We start from the raw sequence: 16,823 nt of genomic DNA, 5'->3' as shown, positions 1-16,823 counted from the left end.
AATTCCACTTCTATGCCTCTCCCCTATGAACTGCAACTCGGCTGGCGCTACACGCGCGCAGGCCGGGCCACGCGGCGCAACGGCTTCATCTCCTTCATATCCGGCGTTTCGATGCTTGGCATCGCGCTGGGCGTGGCGGCGCTGATCATCGTGCTGTCGGTGATGAACGGCTTCCAGAAAGAGGTGACCGACCGGATGCTCGGCGTGATCTCGCACATCGAGATCTTCTCGCGCGACGGCCAGGCACTGGCCGACATCGACGCCATCGCCGAGGCCGCGCGCAAGAACCCCAACGTGATCGGCGTCGCGCCCTTCATTGCCGCGCAGGCACTGATCGCGCGCGGCGAGGACATGAAGGGCACCCTGGTGCGCGGCATCGAGCCGTCGCTGGAGCCGCAGGTGACCGACATCTCCACCACCGCGCAGAAGGGTGCATTGGACAAGCTGGTGCCGGGCGAGTTCGGCATCGTGCTGGGCGTCGAGCTGGCGCGCTCGCTCTTCGTGCAGGTGGGCGACCAGGTCACGCTGATCGCGCCCGGCGGCCAGGTCACGCCGGCCGGCGTGGTGCCGCGGCTGAAGCAGTTCACGGTGGTCGGCACCTTCGACTCGGGCCACTACGAGTACGACTCGGCGCTGGCCATGATCCACGAGCAGGACGCAGCGCGCGTGTTCCGGCTCGAAGGGCCGAGCGGGCTGCGCCTGAAGCTCAAGGACCTGCACCGTGCGCGCGAGGTGGCGGACGAGTTGGCCGTCACGCTGCCCGGCGAATTCCTGATCCGCGACTGGACCCGCCAGAACAGGACCTGGTTCGCGGCGGTGCAGGTCGAGAAACGCATGATGTTCATCATCCTCACGCTGATCGTCGCGGTCGCGGCCTTCAACCTCGTGTCCACCCTGGTGATGACGGTGACCGACAAGCGCGCCGACATCGCGATCCTGCGCACGCTGGGCTCGAGCCCGAAGAGCATCATGAGCATCTTCGTGGTGCAGGGCGCGATGGTGGGCGTCATAGGCACGCTCGCCGGGCTGCTGCTGGGCCTGGGCATCGCCTACAACATCGACGTGATCGTGCCGGCTTTGGAGCGGCTCTTCAACGCGCGCTTCCTGCCGCAGGACATCTACCTCATCAGCCGGATGCCCAGCGATCCGCAGCGCGGCGACATCCTGCCGATCGCGCTGATCTCGCTGGCGCTGTCCTTCGTGGCGACGCTGTATCCGAGCTGGCGCGCGAGCCGCGTCAACCCGGCGGAGGCGCTGCGCTATGAATAGTGCCGCAACGCTCGGCACCGGCGTGTCCACGCTGCGTGTCGAGGAGCCCGCTGCCAACTCGGCGCGTCCTGTCGTGCTGCAGGTGAGGGGGCTGACCAAGCGTTTTCTCGAAGGCCGCATCGACCTCACGGTGCTGCACGGAGTCGACCTCGACGTGCGGGCGGGCGAAACGCTGGCGATCGTCGGCGCCTCCGGCTCCGGCAAGAGCACGCTGCTGCACCTGATGGGGGGGCTCGATGCACCCACCGCCGGCAGCGTGGAACTGCACGGCAAGAACATCGCGCATGCCGATGCGGCCGAGCAGGGCCGGTTGCGCAACGCGCACCTGGGCTTCGTCTACCAGTTCCACCATCTGCTGCCCGAGTTCAGCGCCCTGGACAACGTGGCAATGCCGCTGAAGATCCGCCGGACGCCGCCGCAGCAAGCGGCCGAGGCTGCTGCTGCGATGCTGGCGGCCGTGGGGCTGGCCGAACGGGTTCATCATCGCCCGGCCGAGCTCTCCGGCGGCGAGCGCCAGCGCGTGGCGATCGCTCGCGCGCTGGTGACGCAGCCCGACTGCGTGCTGGCCGACGAGCCCACCGGCAACCTCGACCGCAGCACCGCCGACGGGGTGTTCGCGCAGATGCTGAAGCTGGCGCATGAGCGCCGCACCGCCTTCGTGGTGGTCACGCATGACGAGAGCCTGGCCAGGCGCTGCGATCGCGTGCTGCGGCTGGCGGCGGGGCGGCTGGACAACGGTCAGTAGCGCGCGGCAAGCTGGCGGGCCAAGGATTCACGCGCCCTGCTGGCCGCCGCCGCGTCCACGCGGTCCTCTACTACGCCAATCGCCGCCAGCTTGCTCCGGCGCTCGCCCTGGTCATCGAAGCCCTGAGGTATCGGGCGCCGTCGCCGAAGCGGACAGGATGACGGCAAGCAGTAAAGCATGATTTACCAACCACACTGCTATTTTCAAAATACGCGTGTGGTGAGTAAAATGGCGGATATCCGTCCTGTGGGTAAAACATACATGCGCCAGGTGCTTTCCACACCCTCCCAACTCGGCCTGCTCCTGAAGTCCGGTCGCCGCGCAGCCGGCCTGCCGCAGGCCGAGCTGGCCCGCCGCATGGGCATCAGCCAGAGCCGCATCTCGCACATGGAGCTCCACCCGGAATCGGTGAGCCTCGAGCAGCTGCTCGCGCTCTTCGGCCTGCTTGGCATGGAGCTCATCGTCCAGTCCCGATCCGCCGCGCCTATAGCGCAGGAATGGTGAATCGTGGGCCGGAGGTCGCTTTCGCAGGCCCTCTCGATCTGGGCCAACGGAGAGCGGGTCGGCGCGTGGCGCCTTCCCGCGCGCGGCGAGCCCGAGCTCGTCTACGACCCCGCATGGATGGCTTCGCCGGCAGGGCGCCCTTTGTCGTTGTCGCTTCCGCTCGCTGCGAGAGGGCTCAGGGGCCAGGTCGTCAACAGCTATTTCGACAACCTGCTGCCTGACAGCCGCGCCATCCGCGAGCGTCTCGCGACGCGCTTCGGGACCGCGTCCACGGATGCATTCGCGCTGTTGCGGGCCGTCGGACGCGATTGCGTCGGCGCCATCCAGCTGCTCGATGAAGACGAGGCGCCCGAGGGCCTCCGGCGGATCTCGGGGACGCCGATGTCGGTCGAAGAAGTCGAGGCGTTGCTGCGCCAGACCGTGACGCCGGGCCGCCTCGGCGGCTTGCCTGGGGAAGAGGACGTGCTGCGCATCTCGCTCGCGGGTGCGCAGGAGAAGACGGCGCTCCTGTGGCACGACCAGCAATGGATGCGACCGCACGGCGCGACGCCGACGACGCACATCCTCAAGCTGCCGCTAGGGCTTGTGGGGCATCGGCAGGCGGACTTCAGCACTTCCGTGGAGAACGAATGGCTCTGCCTGCACATCCTGCAGGCTTATGGGCTTCCGGTTCCGCGCTGTGCCATCCTCGCCTTCGGCGCGCAGAAAGTGCTGGCCGTCGAACGTTTCGACCGGCAGCTGCACTCCTCGGGAAGCTGGCTCATGCGCTTGCCGCAGGAAGACTTCTGCCAGGCACTGGGCGTGCCGTCGCACCTGAAGTACGAGGCCGACGGCGGGCCCGGCGTGTTGGACCTAGCGAAGATCCTGCGCCAGTCGGTCAGCGCGCGCGAGGACCTGCGGACCTTGCTGGCCGCCCAGCTGATCTTCTGGATGCTCGCCGCACCCGATGGCCATGCCAAGAACTTCAGCATCCACCTGCTGCCGGAAGGGCGCTTCAGGCTCGCGCCGCTTTATGACGTCATGTCCATCTGGCCGGTGGAGGGCGCCGGGCCCAACCAGTTCTCGCGCCATGACACCACGCTGGCCATGGCCATGGTCGGAAAGAACAAGCACTACCGGAGGTCGACCGTCAGGCGCCGTCACTTCAATGCCACGGCGCGCCTGTGCGGCTATGGGGCGGACGCAGAGGACATCGTTGCCTTCGTCCTCGACAGCACCCCTGGCGTCATCGCGCGCATCGAGGCGCAGCTGCCGGCGGGCTTTCCGGCGAAGGTGGCGCAGCCCATCCTGCGCGGGCTCGCTGCGTCCGCGGCGGCGCTGGAGGCGATGCCCAGGGAGTAGGGACTGGGCAGACTCGATCGCAAGATGTCGCCGTTCGGCCGCTCCGCGTTCACTACCTCCATGTGTCACCGCGCATGGGGGCATTCGCCAGATTCGCGCGACAAAAAGCCAGTTTTTATTTGAGGGACGCTCGACTACAGTCCGCCACTCCAAAAAGAAACGAGCTTCCCCAATGAATAAGAAGACCGCTGCATTGCCAGCGTGTGCATCGAAGTTTCACGCTTTGATCCCACCCGGTCATCATGTGCTGGCGCGGATGTTGAGCCGCACAGTTATCGCCGCCGGCCTGTGCGCCGTTGCCCTCGCAGCGCATGCCGGTTCTGTGAGCTGCAGCTACGACGCCCTAGGCCGCCTGGCCAGTACCGTCTACAGCGACGGTACCTCCACCACCACCATCACCTACAGCTACGACGCCGCAGGTAATCGAACTTCGGTCGCGGCCACCTCGTCGTAGCCCGCCGGTTCCCGCTGCACGCCCAGCGTGTGCAGCCAGTTCTCCAATAAAAAAACTCAGGGAGTTCCCATGTCCAAGCTCGCGCGCGCGTGCGCCGTTGCCGTGGCCGTTGCCACGTCGCTTGCAGGCGGTATTGCTGCCGCACAGATCCAGAGCGGCGTTGCACGCAAGGCTGCACCTCCATCCATCGCGCTCGGTGTTCCCGTTGCCAAGTCGGGTGTCAGCCTGCGCTCCTCTTCCAGCAGCACGTCGGGCGCTGGCAGTCCGCTGAGCTTCACCAGTGGCCAGCCCGCGCTGCGCTACCAAGCGGTCGACCTGCCCAGCACCAAGGACCCCGTGCGGCGCGAGGCCGTCAAGGACGGTGCCAAGGAGGCCAACGTCTCGGCCCGCGGGGCAGGCGCTACCGGCACCCGCAGCACCCCCGGCACCCCCGGTCAATTCGCCCCCGCCCCTGGCGTCCTGCGCGCCAACATGCCCCCGGTCAGCTTCGCCGACGCGCAAAGCGTCCTGAAGACCCGAGTCCTTCCGGCCAACGTCAACCAGGGCGTCTTGCCTGCCTCTGCGGCCCCCAAGACCGGCAAGACCTCCGCCTCCGCCGCCAAGATCGCCGGCGACGCCGCCGCCTCCGGCCCCGCCTCCATCGCCGAGCTCGCCCGGTCCCTGCGCAACCACCCCGACCTCATCTACCAGTACATCCGCAACAACATCGAGTACTACCCCACCTTCGGTATCCAGAAGGGCGCGCTCGGCGCAGTCCTCGACAACCAGGCCACCGCCCACGACCAGGCCGCCTTGATGGTCCAGCTCCTGCGCGCCTCCGGCCTGGAGGCCAACTACGTGCGCGGCATCGCCAAGCTCAGCGCCGCCCAGCTCGCCGAGTGGTGGGGCGTCAACACCGCCAACGCCTGCGGTGTCCTCTCGCTGCTCGGCCAGGCCCAGATCCCCGTCTACGAGATCAACGCCACCACCGCCGGCACCTGCCCCGGCACCGTGGCCGCATTGACCGACGTCTCCATCGAGCACGTCTGGGTCAAGACCAGGATCAACGGCAGCTGGTACGTCTTCGACCCCAGCTACAAGCCCCACACCTTCAAGAGCGGCATCGACCTCGCCAGCGCCGCCACCACCGGCTACGACGCCGCCAACTACCTGTCATCTGCCCAGAGCGGCGCCACCGTCGCGGCCGACTACGTCCAGAACCTCAACCGCACCAACATCCGCAACAACCTCGCCACCTACGCCACCCAGCTGGCCGGCTACCTGCGCACCAACAAACCCGCCGCCACCCTGGACGACGTCCTCGGCGGCAAGGCCATCACCCCCTTCTACGGCGCCTTGCGCCAGACCGCGCTGCCCTACCAGAACACCGCCTGGGGCAGCGAGGAGCTCGCCGAGCTCCCCGGCTACATGAAGCCCACCCTGCGCGTGCAGTACCAGGGCATCGACCAGACCTACACCTCCGACGCCATCTACGGCAAACGCCTGAGCATCACCTACAACGGCGCCAACCAGCCCGTCCTCAAGCTCGACGGCCTTGCGGTCGGCGCTCCCGGTACCGCAGTGACCCCCGGCACCTCCGCCCCCATCACCTTCACCGTCACCCACAACGCCTACGTCTCCACCTGGGCCAACCACAGCTTCACCCAGAGGATCAGAGGCGGCGGCACCAACACCTTCCTCATCGCCAACGGCTGGGGCCCCGCCGGCCGAGGCCCTGCCGAGAACTACCGCAGGACGCTCAGCGACCTCAAGGCCTCCGGCGCCGCCGACGCCTCCGAACCCTTGCTGGGCAGCACCCTGGGCGTCATCGGCGCCCAGTGGATCGCCCAGAACACCCACGCCGGCACCCTCACCGAGCGCATCGCCGACACCACCCTCTTGCACCAGCACCAGGTCGGCATCGTCGGCTACACCGGCAGCGCCTACGTCGACCTCCCCAGCAACGTCCTGGCCGTGGCCAACCTCGCGGGCAACCTCGACAAGGAGAGTGCCGCCTTCGCCAACTGGGCCATGCACCTGAGCATCCTGGAGTCCACCGCCGTGCAGCAGACCACCGGCGTGCCGGCCGTCTCCACCGTCAAGCTCATCGACCTCGCTTCTGCCAGTGGCCAGCGCATCTACAACGCCACCTCCGCCAACTACGCCAGCGCCGTTCAACCCAACCTGGTCAACTGCGGCGCGCACCTCGGCAACTTCAGCAGCTACCTCGCCTCCGGCTTGCGCCTGATCCTGCCCGCGCGCTGCGACATCGCCGAGAACAGCTGGGCGGGGGCCGGCTACTTCACCGTCGGCTCCGGGTTGTACCTGGGCTCCGTCATCAGTGATGGGCTGTCCGGTGGTTACGGCACCCAGCCGCAGGCCGCCGTCTTCGCCAACACCATCGCCGGTGCTGCCATGCCTTCGCCGCCCACCGTCGAGAACTACTCCGGCTCCGCCTACGGCGACCCCATCGACATGGTGCAGGGCCACTTCCTCTACAACCACGAGGACCTCAACGTCGGCATCGGCAGCTTCCCCCAGAGCCTGGGCTTCCAGCGCCTGTACAGCTCCGGCCTGCGCAACCAGAACGGCCCGTTGGGCAAGGGCTGGACCCACAACTTCAACGCCACCGCGGCCGTCAACTCCGATGGCTTCCAGGCCATGGGCGAGGACTCCGCCCTGGATGCCGTGGGCACCCTCGTCGAGCACAAGGCCTCCTTCGACCTCCTGATGGACCCGGCGCGCCCGCTCGCCAAGCTCGTCACCGCCACCCTCGGCCAGCGCTGGTTCGGCGACCAGCTCATCGACAACACCGTCGTCGTCACCCAGGGCCTCAACGGCGAAGTCTTCGTCAAGCTGCCCGACGGCAGCTACAACCCGCCGCCAGGCAAGCCCATCAAGCTCAGCAGGAACGCCGCGGACAACACCTACAGCTATGAGGCCCTCAACCGCGCCGTCCTCAAGTTCAACACCGCCGGCAAGGCCGAAACCTACACCGAGCCCAGCGGCATCCAGGCCAGGTTCACCTACTCGGGCAGCGACCTCACCCAGGTGCAGAACAGCCTGGGCCGCACCCTCAGCTTCACCAACGCCAGCGGGCGCATCACCCAGGTGAGCGACGGAACGCGCTCCGTCAGCTACGGCTACGACACCAACGCGAACCTCAAGACCTTCACCAACACCCTGAGCCAGGCCACCACCTTCGCCTACGGCCTGCCCGGCCAGATGACGAGCCTGTACTACCCGAGCTTCCCCACGGTGGCGGCCGCCACCAACGTCTATGACAGCCTGGGCCGCGTGAAGACCCAGACCAACGCGCGCGGCAAGACCTACGAATACTTCTTCGCCGGCTCGCGCACCGAGGAGGTCGGCCCGGGCGGCACTGCGCGCACCAACTACATCGACGCCCAGGGCAACACCGTCCAGTCCAGCACGCCCGCGGGCAACTGGACCACCAACACCTACGACGGCCAGTCGCGCCTCATCCGCAAGCAATTCCCCGAGGGCAACGCCACCGAGTACGCCTACGACGACGCCCCCTGCGCCGTGGCCCCCGCCAAGCGCTGCACGCACAACGTCAAGACCCTCACCAGCATCGCCAAGCCCGGCAGTGGTCTGGCCAACCGCGTGCAGAGCTTCACTTACGAGAGCGCCTTCAACCAGGTGTCCAGCGCCACCGATGCCCGAGGCAAGACCACCAGCTACAGCTACATGCTGGGTCTACCGCTGACCATCACCGCGCCGGCCGATGCTGCCGGTGCGCCGCCGCAGACCACCTACGCCTACAGCGCCTTCACGCCCAGCGGCTTCACGACCTTCTACCTGCCGAGCTCGAAGACCGTCAAGACCAGTTCCAGCAGCACGGTGCTGACCGCCACCGCCTACAACGCCGCCAACAAGTACGTGCCGCAGACCAGCACGGTCGACAGTGGCGCCGGCAAGCTCAACCTGACGAGCACCTTCACCTACGACGCCGTCGGCAACCTCACCGGCGTCGATGGCCCGCGCACCGATGTCGCTGACACCATCGCCACCACCTACGACACTGAGCGCCGGCCCACGCAGGTCACCGATGCGATGGGCAAGCAGACGCGCACGGCCTATGACGCGGATGGCCGTGCGGTCCAGAGCGCAGCGCAGCAGGGCGCCCAATGGCTCGTGAGCTGCAGCCGCTACAGCGAGACCGGCAAGCTCACCCGGACCTGGGGCCCGGGCGTCACCGCCGCGGCCACCAGCTGTCCCACCGAGGCGGCGCCAACGCCCATCGCCGACACCGCCTACGACGACCTGGATCGGCCCTTCCGGGCCGCGCAATACCTCCCCGCAGTCGACGGCGGCAACCGCGTCACCGAGACCGTCTACAACCTCGACGACAGCGTGCGGGCCGTCAACAAGGCCGTGGGCACCAGCCTGGCCCAGGCCTACGTCAGCTACACCTACACGCCCAACGGCAATGTCGATTCGGTCAAGGACGCCAAGAACAACCTCACCGTCCACACCTACGACGGCTTCGATCGCCTGGCGCGTACCTACTACCCGTTGCCTAACCAGCCGCTCTATGCCAATGCGAACGACTACGAGGAGAACGCGTACGACGCCAACGGCAACGTCACGAGCCTGCGCAGGCGCAATGGCCAGACCATCACCCAGGGCTGGGACAACCTCAACCGCCTGACCGCCCGGTCCTATCCGAACACGGCGGACAACGTCCAGTTCGGCTACGACCTTCGTGGCTTGAGAACTGCCGCCCAGTTCGCCAATGGCAGCCATGCCATCAGCTACGCCTGGGACAACGCCGGGCGTCTCACGAGCACCACCGCAGGCGGCAAGACCCTCAGCCACCAGTACGACGCCGCCGGCAACCGAATCCGCAGCACCTGGCCCGACGCGTTCTACACGAGCACCAGCTACGACGCCCTCAACCGGCCGAGCGTCATCCAGGAGAACGGCAGCGTCAACCTCGCCAGCTACGCCTACGACGACCTCGGCCGGCGCACCACCGTGACGCTGGGCAACGGCACCACCGTGCAGCGTGCCTATGACAACCAGGGCGCCTTGGCCACGCTGAAGAACTTCCTGGCCTCACCATCGCAGGAGGTGCAGTACGCGTATACGCGCAACCAGCTCAGAGAACTCAAGAGCGTTGCCTGGACCAACAACCTGTACCAGTGGAGCGGAGCCACACCGGGCACGAAGAGCTACACCAGCAACGGGCTGAACCAGTACACCGCCGCTGCAGGCGCAGCGCAGAGCTACGACGCCAACGGCAACCTCACGGGCGACGGCATCTGGAGCTACGGCTACGACCTGGACAACCGGCTGAAGACGGCGAGCAAGACGGGCACCGCGGCGACCCTGAGCTATGACGCCGAAGGAAGGCTCAGGCAGACGGTGATCGGGGCCAGCACGACGAACCTGCTGTACGACGCCGCGAACCTGATTGCCGAGTACGACGCGGCGGGCACGACGCTGCAAAGGCGCTATGTGCATGGACCGGGCACCGACGAGCCGATCGTCTGGTACGAGGGCGCAGGCACCACTGCGAAGAACTGGTTCTATGCGGACCACCTGGGCAGCATCGTGGCCACGGCCAATGCAACCGGGGCCTCCACGGGCATCTACAGCTATGGGCCCTACGGCGAGCCGAACACCACGACGGGCCCGAGGTTCCGCTACACCGGCCAGCAGCTCCTCGGTGATCTGGGGCTGTACCACTACAAGGCGCGCTTCTACTCGCCGAGCCTGGGGAGGTTCCTGCAGACGGACCCGATTGGCTACAAGGACGATGTGAACCTGTATGCCTATGTAGGAAGCAACCCCGCGAACAGGACCGACCCTACCGGCTTGATCGCCAGCCAGGCAGCAGCGCTGGGGGCTGGCGTTGTACGAGCAGTTAACGATATCCGCGTGAACAACATTCGAACAGTGAATGAAGTGACCTCTTTCGCTGGTACGAGAATGGATTCGGTGGCGGACATATGTTCAGCTTGCTCGGCAGCGTCCTTTAATCAGATGAATTTTGTCGTCCCTCTGGTAAATACGCAGGCACGTGATTCTGGAATTTATGCCACTTATACTGCGAATGCCAATACGGCGACCATGCACCCTGATTTTTTCAACACCACCAGCACCAATCAGGTCAACATCGTAGCGCACGAATATCTTCATTCAACGACTGAAAATAGAAGCTTGGTGGCAAATGCCACGCAACAACAAGCTAACATGAACTACGAACAGCGCCCTTGGGAATTTCCTGCCCTTGATTTTGGTTCAGCCTTTGAGGCTAAATTCAGGAATCAGATACTTCAACAAATGCCTCTCAGAAGACCATAGAAATCACATGAAAATATTCTGGTTTTTTCTTGTTTTGATTGCAAGCGGGAATGCATTCCCAGATTCAATTCATCAAAATAAAATTTTAGTTATGAGTGCCTCGAATGTAAAAACATCCGCCGCTGAAAAGTTGAAATTTGATGAAATTTCAACTTTCATCACGGAACGATGCAAAAACCGTCGATTTGTTCGCATATCTATTCAAAAAGGCGAAAAATGGGGATCTAATGGCGAAGATCTAGATTTTTTGCGAAAAAAAATCATTGACAGCGCAGGCCTTGAAGGAAATCAGGTTTTTTCTGCCCCAGGAGAAACTTCTTCTGCGTTTTTGAGGCGAAATGATCTATGGGAATTGACATTAAAGGTTAAAAATCCAGCTGTGGTTGAGGTTTTTTGCTGAGCAATGCGGCACCAATGCAGACCACAGCTTCCCTTGGCCCTCCATCGCCTCGCTCCGTATCGTCAGTGGAGGCGTGCTGGTGTCAGTGAGGTCAATAACAGATCACTTGTCAGTTGGGGCGATCTGCGTTTGTTTAAGGCAACAGGAGAATAGTTGTGCAGGAATTGAAACGGAGGTGGACTTTCCTGCAACAGCTTATCCTCCTCTGCTGATCTCATCAGCGGAGGATTGGCCAAGGCCGAAGGCAGGACTCTTGCTAATCTGAAAAAGCTGACAATAGAAGCAGACGTTGTCGCAATTGTAGAGGTCGCCTCTGGAGAGCTTGCGTTTGATGCGACGGGAATAGTATGCGGTGCCAGCTATCGTGCCCGCGTGGAACGAGCGCTGAAGGTACGACCGATGGCGTGTTGATCACTTTCGGGAGATAAGGGGGATATAGAATTTGAGCAAAATATTTCGCTTTTCTGAAACAAGCAAGCCGCAAATCGCCATCACCTTTGCAGTACTCCTTCGAATCGCCTCCTTCGCTTCGCTCCGAATCTTGGGCGGTAGTTCCCTCACTAGAGGTGAGTGCAGGGGCGCTGCGGCCTCTCAGGCCCTCAGTCAGGTGAATGATTGGGCCGCCAATCATGTCTTCGCAAGGCCTGCAAACGAAACAAATTCCTCTGCTGCTCCACGTGGCACGATCCCATCAACCAAACCGGATGGGGTCTACAGGATGTTCAAGACATCAAAGGCAATGTGGGCGCTGGGCGGCATTAGTAAAAAGTTATTCTTGATGCGATATGAAGAGACGCAGCCAAGGCGACTGTATTTGATCTGATCGATGAGTCTGGATTGATCTAGGCGGCTCATCGCACTACAGAAACAACCCTGGATCCACCATCGCCCGGTTGAGCACCACCGACCAATGCAGATGCGGGCCCGTCACGCGCCCCGTGGCGCCGACGGCGCAGAAGCGCTCGCCAGCCTTCACCATCTCCCCGGCCTTCACATCGATCGCGCTCAGGTGGCAGTACATCGTGAGCAGACCGCCGCCGTGGTCGAGCCAGACGGTCCCGCCGTTGAAGAAGTAGTGGCCGGTGTCGATCACGCGTCCCGCCATCGGCGCTTTCACCGGCGTGCCCGTGGCAGCCGCGATGTCCATGCCGCTGTGCGGATTGCGCTTCTCGCCGTTGAACACGCGCCGCAGGCCGAAGGAGCTGGAGCGCCGCCCCGGCACCGGGACCTGCATGCGCAGATCGCCTTGAGGCGGCGGCTCGCTGAAGGTGGCCATCACACCCTGCAGATGCACCCGTTCGCGCTCGTAGCGCGCCATGTCGTCGGCCGAGAGGTCGACCTGTCCCGGCGCCACCTTGAGCTGCTGCTCGCGGTAGTGCTTGGACGCGATGACGTAAGGCAGCTCTCGCGCGCTGCGGTTCTCGTGCAGGACGCGAACGCGAGCCTCCCCGGGCTGCGCGGACAGCGGAATGCCGACCAGTGCGCTCCATTCAATGGCATCGCCCAGCACCAGCAGCGGCACGTCTTCCAGGGTGCGCGCCTGCGGTCGGTGGGCGGCCGGGCCGAGCGAGAGGCGGGCCACGCCGCCCGGGACGTGCAAGTCGCGGGGCGACAGCGCCGCTTCCGGGGCCGAGCGGGCGGCCGGGAGGGTCATCAGCGCGAGGGTGCCGAGCAGGGCGTCGCGGCGGCTCAGGTGCATGGGCTCAGGCCTTGGGCTTGTAGGCCACCACGTCGATCTCGACCTTGGCGTCCACCATCAGCCGCGCCTCGGTGGTCGAGCGTGCGGGGAAGTTGCCGTTGAAGAAGCCCATGTAGACGCGGTTGAAGGCACCGAAATCTCGCGCGTCGTGCAGCCATACGGTGCTCTTGCACACGTCCTCGAGCGTGGCGCCGGCCAGCGCCAGCGCCGCCTTGATGTTCTCCATCACCTGGCGCGTCTGCGCCTCGATGCCGCCAGTCACGATCTCGCCCTTGGCATCCGCGGGGACCTGCCCGGAGACATAGACGAAGTCGCCCGCGCGGACGGCTGGCGAGAGGGGGCGGACTTGGCGGTCCGATGCGTTGGGCGAGACGCCGAGGTATTCGAGCGGCATAAAGAACTCCTGAAGGGAAAAGGGGTGGGTGGACGGAAGCATTGGCGCCCAATGTTGAAATTCTATTTCAGAGAAAAAGCAGATTGGCAGGGTTTTCCCGCATGCAATGACGCGTCTGATCGCTCAAAGTCCGTTCCGAAGAGAAAGTTTTTTTCATTGCCTTCCACTTCGAGGAATTCCACATGCAGACACCCGCATGCCGCAGCGCCCATCCCGAGTTTTCGAAGCGCAGCCTGCTCGGCGCCTGCCTGCTGGCCCTCGCGGGCCTGGCCGCGCTGCCGGTGCAGGCCCAGGGCACGCGCAACTTCGCGACGCTGGCGATGGTGGCCGAGCCGCAGACGCTTGACCCGATGGCCTCCACCGCGGACCTGGTCGGCACCATCATGCAGCATGTGTACGAGCCGCTCTACACCTTCGACGCCAAGTGGAACGTGGTGCCGATGCTGGCCGAGGGCATGCCGAAGATCTCGGCCGACGGCAAGACCTACGCCATCACGATCCGCAAGGGCGTGATGCTGCACAACGGCCGCGAGCTGAATGCCGACGATGTGGTCGCCAGCCTGCAGCGCTGGATGGAGCAGTCGCCGCGGGGCAAGGCGGTGGGCAAGGAGATCGAGAGCCTGAACGCCAAGGGGCCGCTCGCCGTCGAGGTGGTGCTGAAGCAGCCCTACGCGCCGCTGCTGGCCCAGTTCGCGCTGCCGAGCGGCATGGCCGCGATCATGGCCAAGGACTCCATCGCGCAGCCGCTGAAGGACTTCGTCGGTACCGGCCCCTACAAGTTCAAGGAGCGCCGCCCCGATCAGTACGTGCTGCTCACGAAGTTCGACAAGTACAGCGCGCGCAAGGAAGCCCCGAACGGCTACGGCGGCAAGCGGGAGGCGGCCATCGAGGAACTGCGTTTCGTGCCGGTGCCCAACGCCAACACGCGCGTCGAGGGAGCGCTCGCCGGCCAGTACGACTTTGCCGACCTGCTGCCGACCGAGGCGCTGGCGCGGCTGGAGAAAGCCGGGGGCAAGACGCTGCCGATCATGACCCCTGCCTTCGGCTTCCCCTATCTCGTCTTCAACACCAAGGAAGGCGTGATGGCGAGCCAGCCTCTGCGCCAGGCGGTGCAGATGGCGCTCGGCGAGGGCGAGATGCTGGCGGCGGGCTTCGGCGACACGCGCTTCTTTGTCGCGGAGGGCAACCATTTCCCGAAGGGGTCGCCGTTCTACGCGACTGGCGGCACGGAGCTCTACAACCAGCGCAACGCGCCTAAGGCCAAGGAAGCCGCATCCAAGGCCGGCTACAAGGGCGATCCGATCCGGGTGCTGACCAGCCGCCAGTACGACTTCCACTACAACATGGCCCTCCTGATGGCCGAGCAGCTCAAGCGCGCCGGTTTCAAGGTCGACCTCAACGTGGTCGACTGGGCGACGCTGGTGCAGCGGCGCAACGACCCGAAGCTGTGGGACATCTACGTCACCCACTCGGGCCAGTTCCCCGAGCCCATGCTCTCGCCGCCGCAGTTGGGCGATGGCGCGCCGGGCTGGTGGGACTCGCCGGCCAAGAAGGCGGCGCTGGGCGCCCTCAACGTCGAGGCCGATCCCAACAAGCGCGGCGCGCTGTGGGGCAGGGTGCAGCAGGTGGTGTACGACGAGGTGCCCTATATCAACGTCGGCAAGTTCAACGGCCTGTCGGCGAAGAGTCCGGCGCTCGACAACTACCAGCCGATGACCTGGCCCTTCTTCTGGAACGCGCGGATCAAGTAGGCGAGCGCCGCCGGCCACGTCATGCTCCGCTACCTCTCCTCTCGCATCGCCGGTATGCTGGTCGTGCTGGCCATCGTGGCGGTGCTGGTCTTCATCCTGACGCGCGCCGCCTCGGGCGACCCGGTCTCGGTGCTGCTGGGCGACCAGGCCACGGCCGCCGACATCGCCCGCGTGCAGAAGGACTACGGCCTCGACAAGCCATTGCCCGTGCAGTTCGGCTACTGGCTGCGCGAAGTGCTGCAAGGCAACCTGGGCCAGTCGATCTTCCTGCAGCGCCCGGTCACGCAGGCGCTGATGGAGCGCGCCGAGCCGACCACGCTGCTGGCGCTGATGGCGGTCGCGATCGCGGCGCTGATCGGGTTGCCCTGCGGCATCGTCTCTGCGGTGTTCCGCGGGCGCGTGGTCGACCAGCTCTTCACCGGCATCGCGATGCTGGGCGCAAGCATCCCCAGCTTCTGGCTCGGCATCGTGCTGATCCAGTTCTTCGCGGTCTCGCTCGGCTGGTTTCCCGTCTCTGGCTATGGCGCCCCCGGCGCGCCACTGGCCGAGCGCCTGCATGCGCTGGTGCTGCCGGCCACCGTGCTGGGCCTGCTCAACTCGGCGCTGATCATCCGCTTCACGCGTGCTTCGATGCTCGACGTGCTGGGCGAGGACTACGTGCGCACCGCGCGCTCCAAGGGCCTGTCGGAGAGCACGGTGGTGCTGAAGCATGCGCTGCGCAATGCACTGGTGCCGATCGTCACCGTACTGGGCCTGACCATCGCGCTGATGATCGGCGGCGCCGTCGTCACCGAGACCGTGTTCGGCCTGCCGGGCGTCGGCAACCTGGTGGTGAACGCGGTGCTGCGCCGCGACTACCCGGTGATCCAGGGAGCCCTGCTCGTGATCGCGGCCATCTACGTGCTCATCAACTTCTCGATCGACCTGCTGTATGCGGTCGTCGATCCACGCGTGAAGACCTGAGGCTGCCCTCCATGCAACTCCCACGAACGCTCCGCCAGCTGATGCATCGCCGCATCGTGCTCGTCTCGGCTTTGGTGCTGCTGGTGATCGCCGTCCTCGCGCTCGGCGCGCCCTGGTTCGCCTCGGCCGATCCCAACGACACCGCCGTGCTCGACCGGCTCAAGCCGCCCAGCGCCGTGCACCTGCTGGGCACCGACGAGTTGGGGCGCGACATGTATGCGCGCATCGTGCACGGCGCACGGTACTCGCTCGCCATTGCCGCGCTCACGGCGCTGGGCTCGGTCGTCGCGGGCACGGTGCTGGGCCTGGTCGCCGGCTTCTTCCGCCGGCTCGACGCGCCGTTGATGCGCGTGGTCGACGCGATGATGTCCTTCCCCGACATCCTGCTGGCGATCGCGCTGGTCGCGATCCTCGGTCCCTCGCTGGTCAACGTGGTGCTGGCGCTGGTGCTGGTCTACACGCCGCGCGTCGCGCGCGTGGTGCGCGCCTCCACGCTGGTGGTGCGCGAGCTGCTCTTCGTCGAAGCGGTGCGCGCTTTAGGCGTGCGCACCTCGCGCATCCTGTGGCGCCACATCCTGCCCAACCTGATGTCGCCGATCCTGGTCCAGGTGTCTTTCATCTTCGCCTACGCCATCCTGGCAGAGGCGGGACTCTCGTTCCTCGGCGTCGGCGTGCCGCCCGAGATCCCGACCTGGGGCACCATGGTCGCTGGCAGCCAGCAGTATGCGGACCGTGCCTTCTGGGTCGTGCTGTTCCCGGGGCTGGCGATCATCTTTACAGCGCTTTCGCTGCAACTTCTGGGCGACGGCGTGCGTGACCTGCTCGACCCCAAGCTGAAGAAGGCGGCGTAGATGAACACGTCCACGTCGGGGCGGGATCACGCCGGCGGGGTGCTCTGCCCCGCGAATGTCCCCCGGCGCGGCCCAGGGCCGCAAGCCTCCTCCATTATTTCGCTGCGCAGAGCACCCCACCGGCGCGATCCATCACGGCC

At 65.3% G+C, this 16,823-nt stretch carries 12 protein-coding genes; 10 read left to right on the top strand and 2 right to left on the bottom strand.

The genetic code is table 11. The annotated features are described in order from the left end of the window. The first annotated feature begins 12 nt into the window (after positions 1 to 12). The 7 genes from E5CHR_RS24995 to E5CHR_RS24965 all read left to right on the top strand — a co-directional run bounded on the left by E5CHR_RS24995 (position 13) and on the right by E5CHR_RS24965 (position 11,025). Positions 13 to 1,269 (top strand): lipoprotein-releasing ABC transporter permease subunit, encoded by a 1,257-nt coding sequence (locus E5CHR_RS24995; RefSeq protein ID WP_162582330.1) that lies wholly within the window; start codon positions 13 to 15, stop codon positions 1,267 to 1,269. Continuing rightward, the gene (gene lolD / locus E5CHR_RS24990; RefSeq protein WP_162582329.1) at positions 1,262 to 2,014 is read left to right on the top strand and encodes a lipoprotein-releasing ABC transporter ATP-binding protein LolD; all 753 of its coding nucleotides are present in this window, start codon (positions 1,262 to 1,264) and stop codon (positions 2,012 to 2,014) included. The genes E5CHR_RS24995 and lolD overlap by 8 nt, the downstream gene beginning before the upstream one ends. 177 nt (positions 2,015 to 2,191) lie before the next feature. Further along, positions 2,192 to 2,518, top strand: a complete 327-nt coding sequence (locus E5CHR_RS24985; RefSeq protein ID WP_332061328.1) for a helix-turn-helix domain-containing protein — start codon at positions 2,192 to 2,194, stop codon at positions 2,516 to 2,518. Between the two features lie 3 nt (positions 2,519 to 2,521). Beyond that, entirely contained in the window at positions 2,522 to 3,859 is a 1,338-nt protein-coding gene (locus E5CHR_RS24980; RefSeq protein ID WP_162582328.1) for a type II toxin-antitoxin system HipA family toxin, read from the top strand. Positions 3,860 to 4,118: 259 nt separating this feature from the next. Beyond that, positions 4,119 to 4,313, top strand: coding sequence for a hypothetical protein (locus tag E5CHR_RS24975; protein WP_197893873.1), 195 nt, complete (start codon positions 4,119 to 4,121; stop codon positions 4,311 to 4,313). A 69-nt stretch (positions 4,314 to 4,382) separates the two neighbouring features. Beyond that, positions 4,383 to 10,625, top strand: coding sequence for an RHS repeat-associated core domain-containing protein (locus E5CHR_RS24970; RefSeq protein WP_232062186.1), 6,243 nt, complete (start codon positions 4,383 to 4,385; stop codon positions 10,623 to 10,625). A 7-nt stretch (positions 10,626 to 10,632) separates the two neighbouring features. Next, positions 10,633 to 11,025, top strand: a complete 393-nt coding sequence (locus tag E5CHR_RS24965) for a hypothetical protein (protein ID WP_162582327.1) — start codon at positions 10,633 to 10,635, stop codon at positions 11,023 to 11,025. Positions 11,026 to 11,884: 859 nt separating this feature from the next. On the opposite strand, the gene E5CHR_RS24960 is transcribed toward E5CHR_RS24965, so the two are convergent. After that, on the bottom strand, positions 11,885 to 12,724 hold the full coding sequence (locus tag E5CHR_RS24960; protein ID WP_162582326.1) for a peptidoglycan DD-metalloendopeptidase family protein: 840 nt from the start codon (positions 12,722 to 12,724) through the stop codon (positions 11,885 to 11,887). Between the two features lie 4 nt (positions 12,725 to 12,728). After that, positions 12,729 to 13,118, bottom strand: coding sequence for a RidA family protein (locus E5CHR_RS24955; protein WP_162582325.1), 390 nt, complete (start codon positions 13,116 to 13,118; stop codon positions 12,729 to 12,731). Between the two features lie 182 nt (positions 13,119 to 13,300). On the opposite strand from E5CHR_RS24955, the gene E5CHR_RS24950 reads away from it, so the two are divergent. From E5CHR_RS24950 to E5CHR_RS24940, 3 genes are read left to right on the top strand one after another with little or no spacing between them, the layout of a single operon-like run. After that, a complete protein-coding gene (locus E5CHR_RS24950; RefSeq protein ID WP_162582324.1) occupies positions 13,301 to 14,869 on the top strand; it encodes an ABC transporter substrate-binding protein in 1,569 nt (522 codons plus the stop codon). Positions 14,870 to 14,890: 21 nt separating this feature from the next. Then, entirely contained in the window at positions 14,891 to 15,832 is a 942-nt protein-coding gene (locus E5CHR_RS24945; protein ID WP_162582323.1) for an ABC transporter permease, read from the top strand. 11 nt (positions 15,833 to 15,843) lie between these two features. Further along, on the top strand, positions 15,844 to 16,683 hold the full coding sequence (locus tag E5CHR_RS24940) for an ABC transporter permease (protein ID WP_162582322.1): 840 nt from the start codon (positions 15,844 to 15,846) through the stop codon (positions 16,681 to 16,683). Positions 16,684 to 16,823: the final 140 nt, after the last annotated feature.

Origin of the sequence: Variovorax sp. PBS-H4 (assembly GCF_901827205.1) — a bacterium.
In the GTDB taxonomy this organism is placed as follows: domain Bacteria; phylum Pseudomonadota; class Gammaproteobacteria; order Burkholderiales; family Burkholderiaceae_C; genus Variovorax.
The sequence above is the reverse complement of the archived record's forward strand: the minus strand, read 5'-3'. Positions and strand labels throughout refer to the sequence as shown.

What these genes read in the sequence shown, in the direction of transcription:
- lolD (WP_162582329.1), top strand. Translation starts at nt 1,262, where the DNA reads ATGAATAGTGCCGCAACGCTCGGCACCGGCGTGTCCACGCTGCGTGTC.
- E5CHR_RS24945 (WP_162582323.1), top strand. Translation starts at nt 14,891, where the DNA reads ATGCTCCGCTACCTCTCCTCTCGCATCGCCGGTATGCTGGTCGTGCTG.
- E5CHR_RS24950 (WP_162582324.1), top strand. Translation starts at nt 13,301, where the DNA reads ATGCAGACACCCGCATGCCGCAGCGCCCATCCCGAGTTTTCGAAGCGC.
- E5CHR_RS24970 (WP_232062186.1), top strand. Translation starts at nt 4,383, where the DNA reads ATGTCCAAGCTCGCGCGCGCGTGCGCCGTTGCCGTGGCCGTTGCCACG.
- E5CHR_RS24960 (WP_162582326.1), bottom strand. Translation starts at nt 12,724, where the DNA reads ATGCACCTGAGCCGCCGCGACGCCCTGCTCGGCACCCTCGCGCTGATG.
- E5CHR_RS24955 (WP_162582325.1), bottom strand. Translation starts at nt 13,118, where the DNA reads ATGCCGCTCGAATACCTCGGCGTCTCGCCCAACGCATCGGACCGCCAA.
- E5CHR_RS24985 (WP_332061328.1), top strand. Translation starts at nt 2,192, where the DNA reads ATGATTTACCAACCACACTGCTATTTTCAAAATACGCGTGTGGTGAGT.
- E5CHR_RS24940 (WP_162582322.1), top strand. Translation starts at nt 15,844, where the DNA reads ATGCAACTCCCACGAACGCTCCGCCAGCTGATGCATCGCCGCATCGTG.
- E5CHR_RS24965 (WP_162582327.1), top strand. Translation starts at nt 10,633, where the DNA reads ATGAAAATATTCTGGTTTTTTCTTGTTTTGATTGCAAGCGGGAATGCA.
- E5CHR_RS24995 (WP_162582330.1), top strand. Translation starts at nt 13, where the DNA reads ATGCCTCTCCCCTATGAACTGCAACTCGGCTGGCGCTACACGCGCGCA.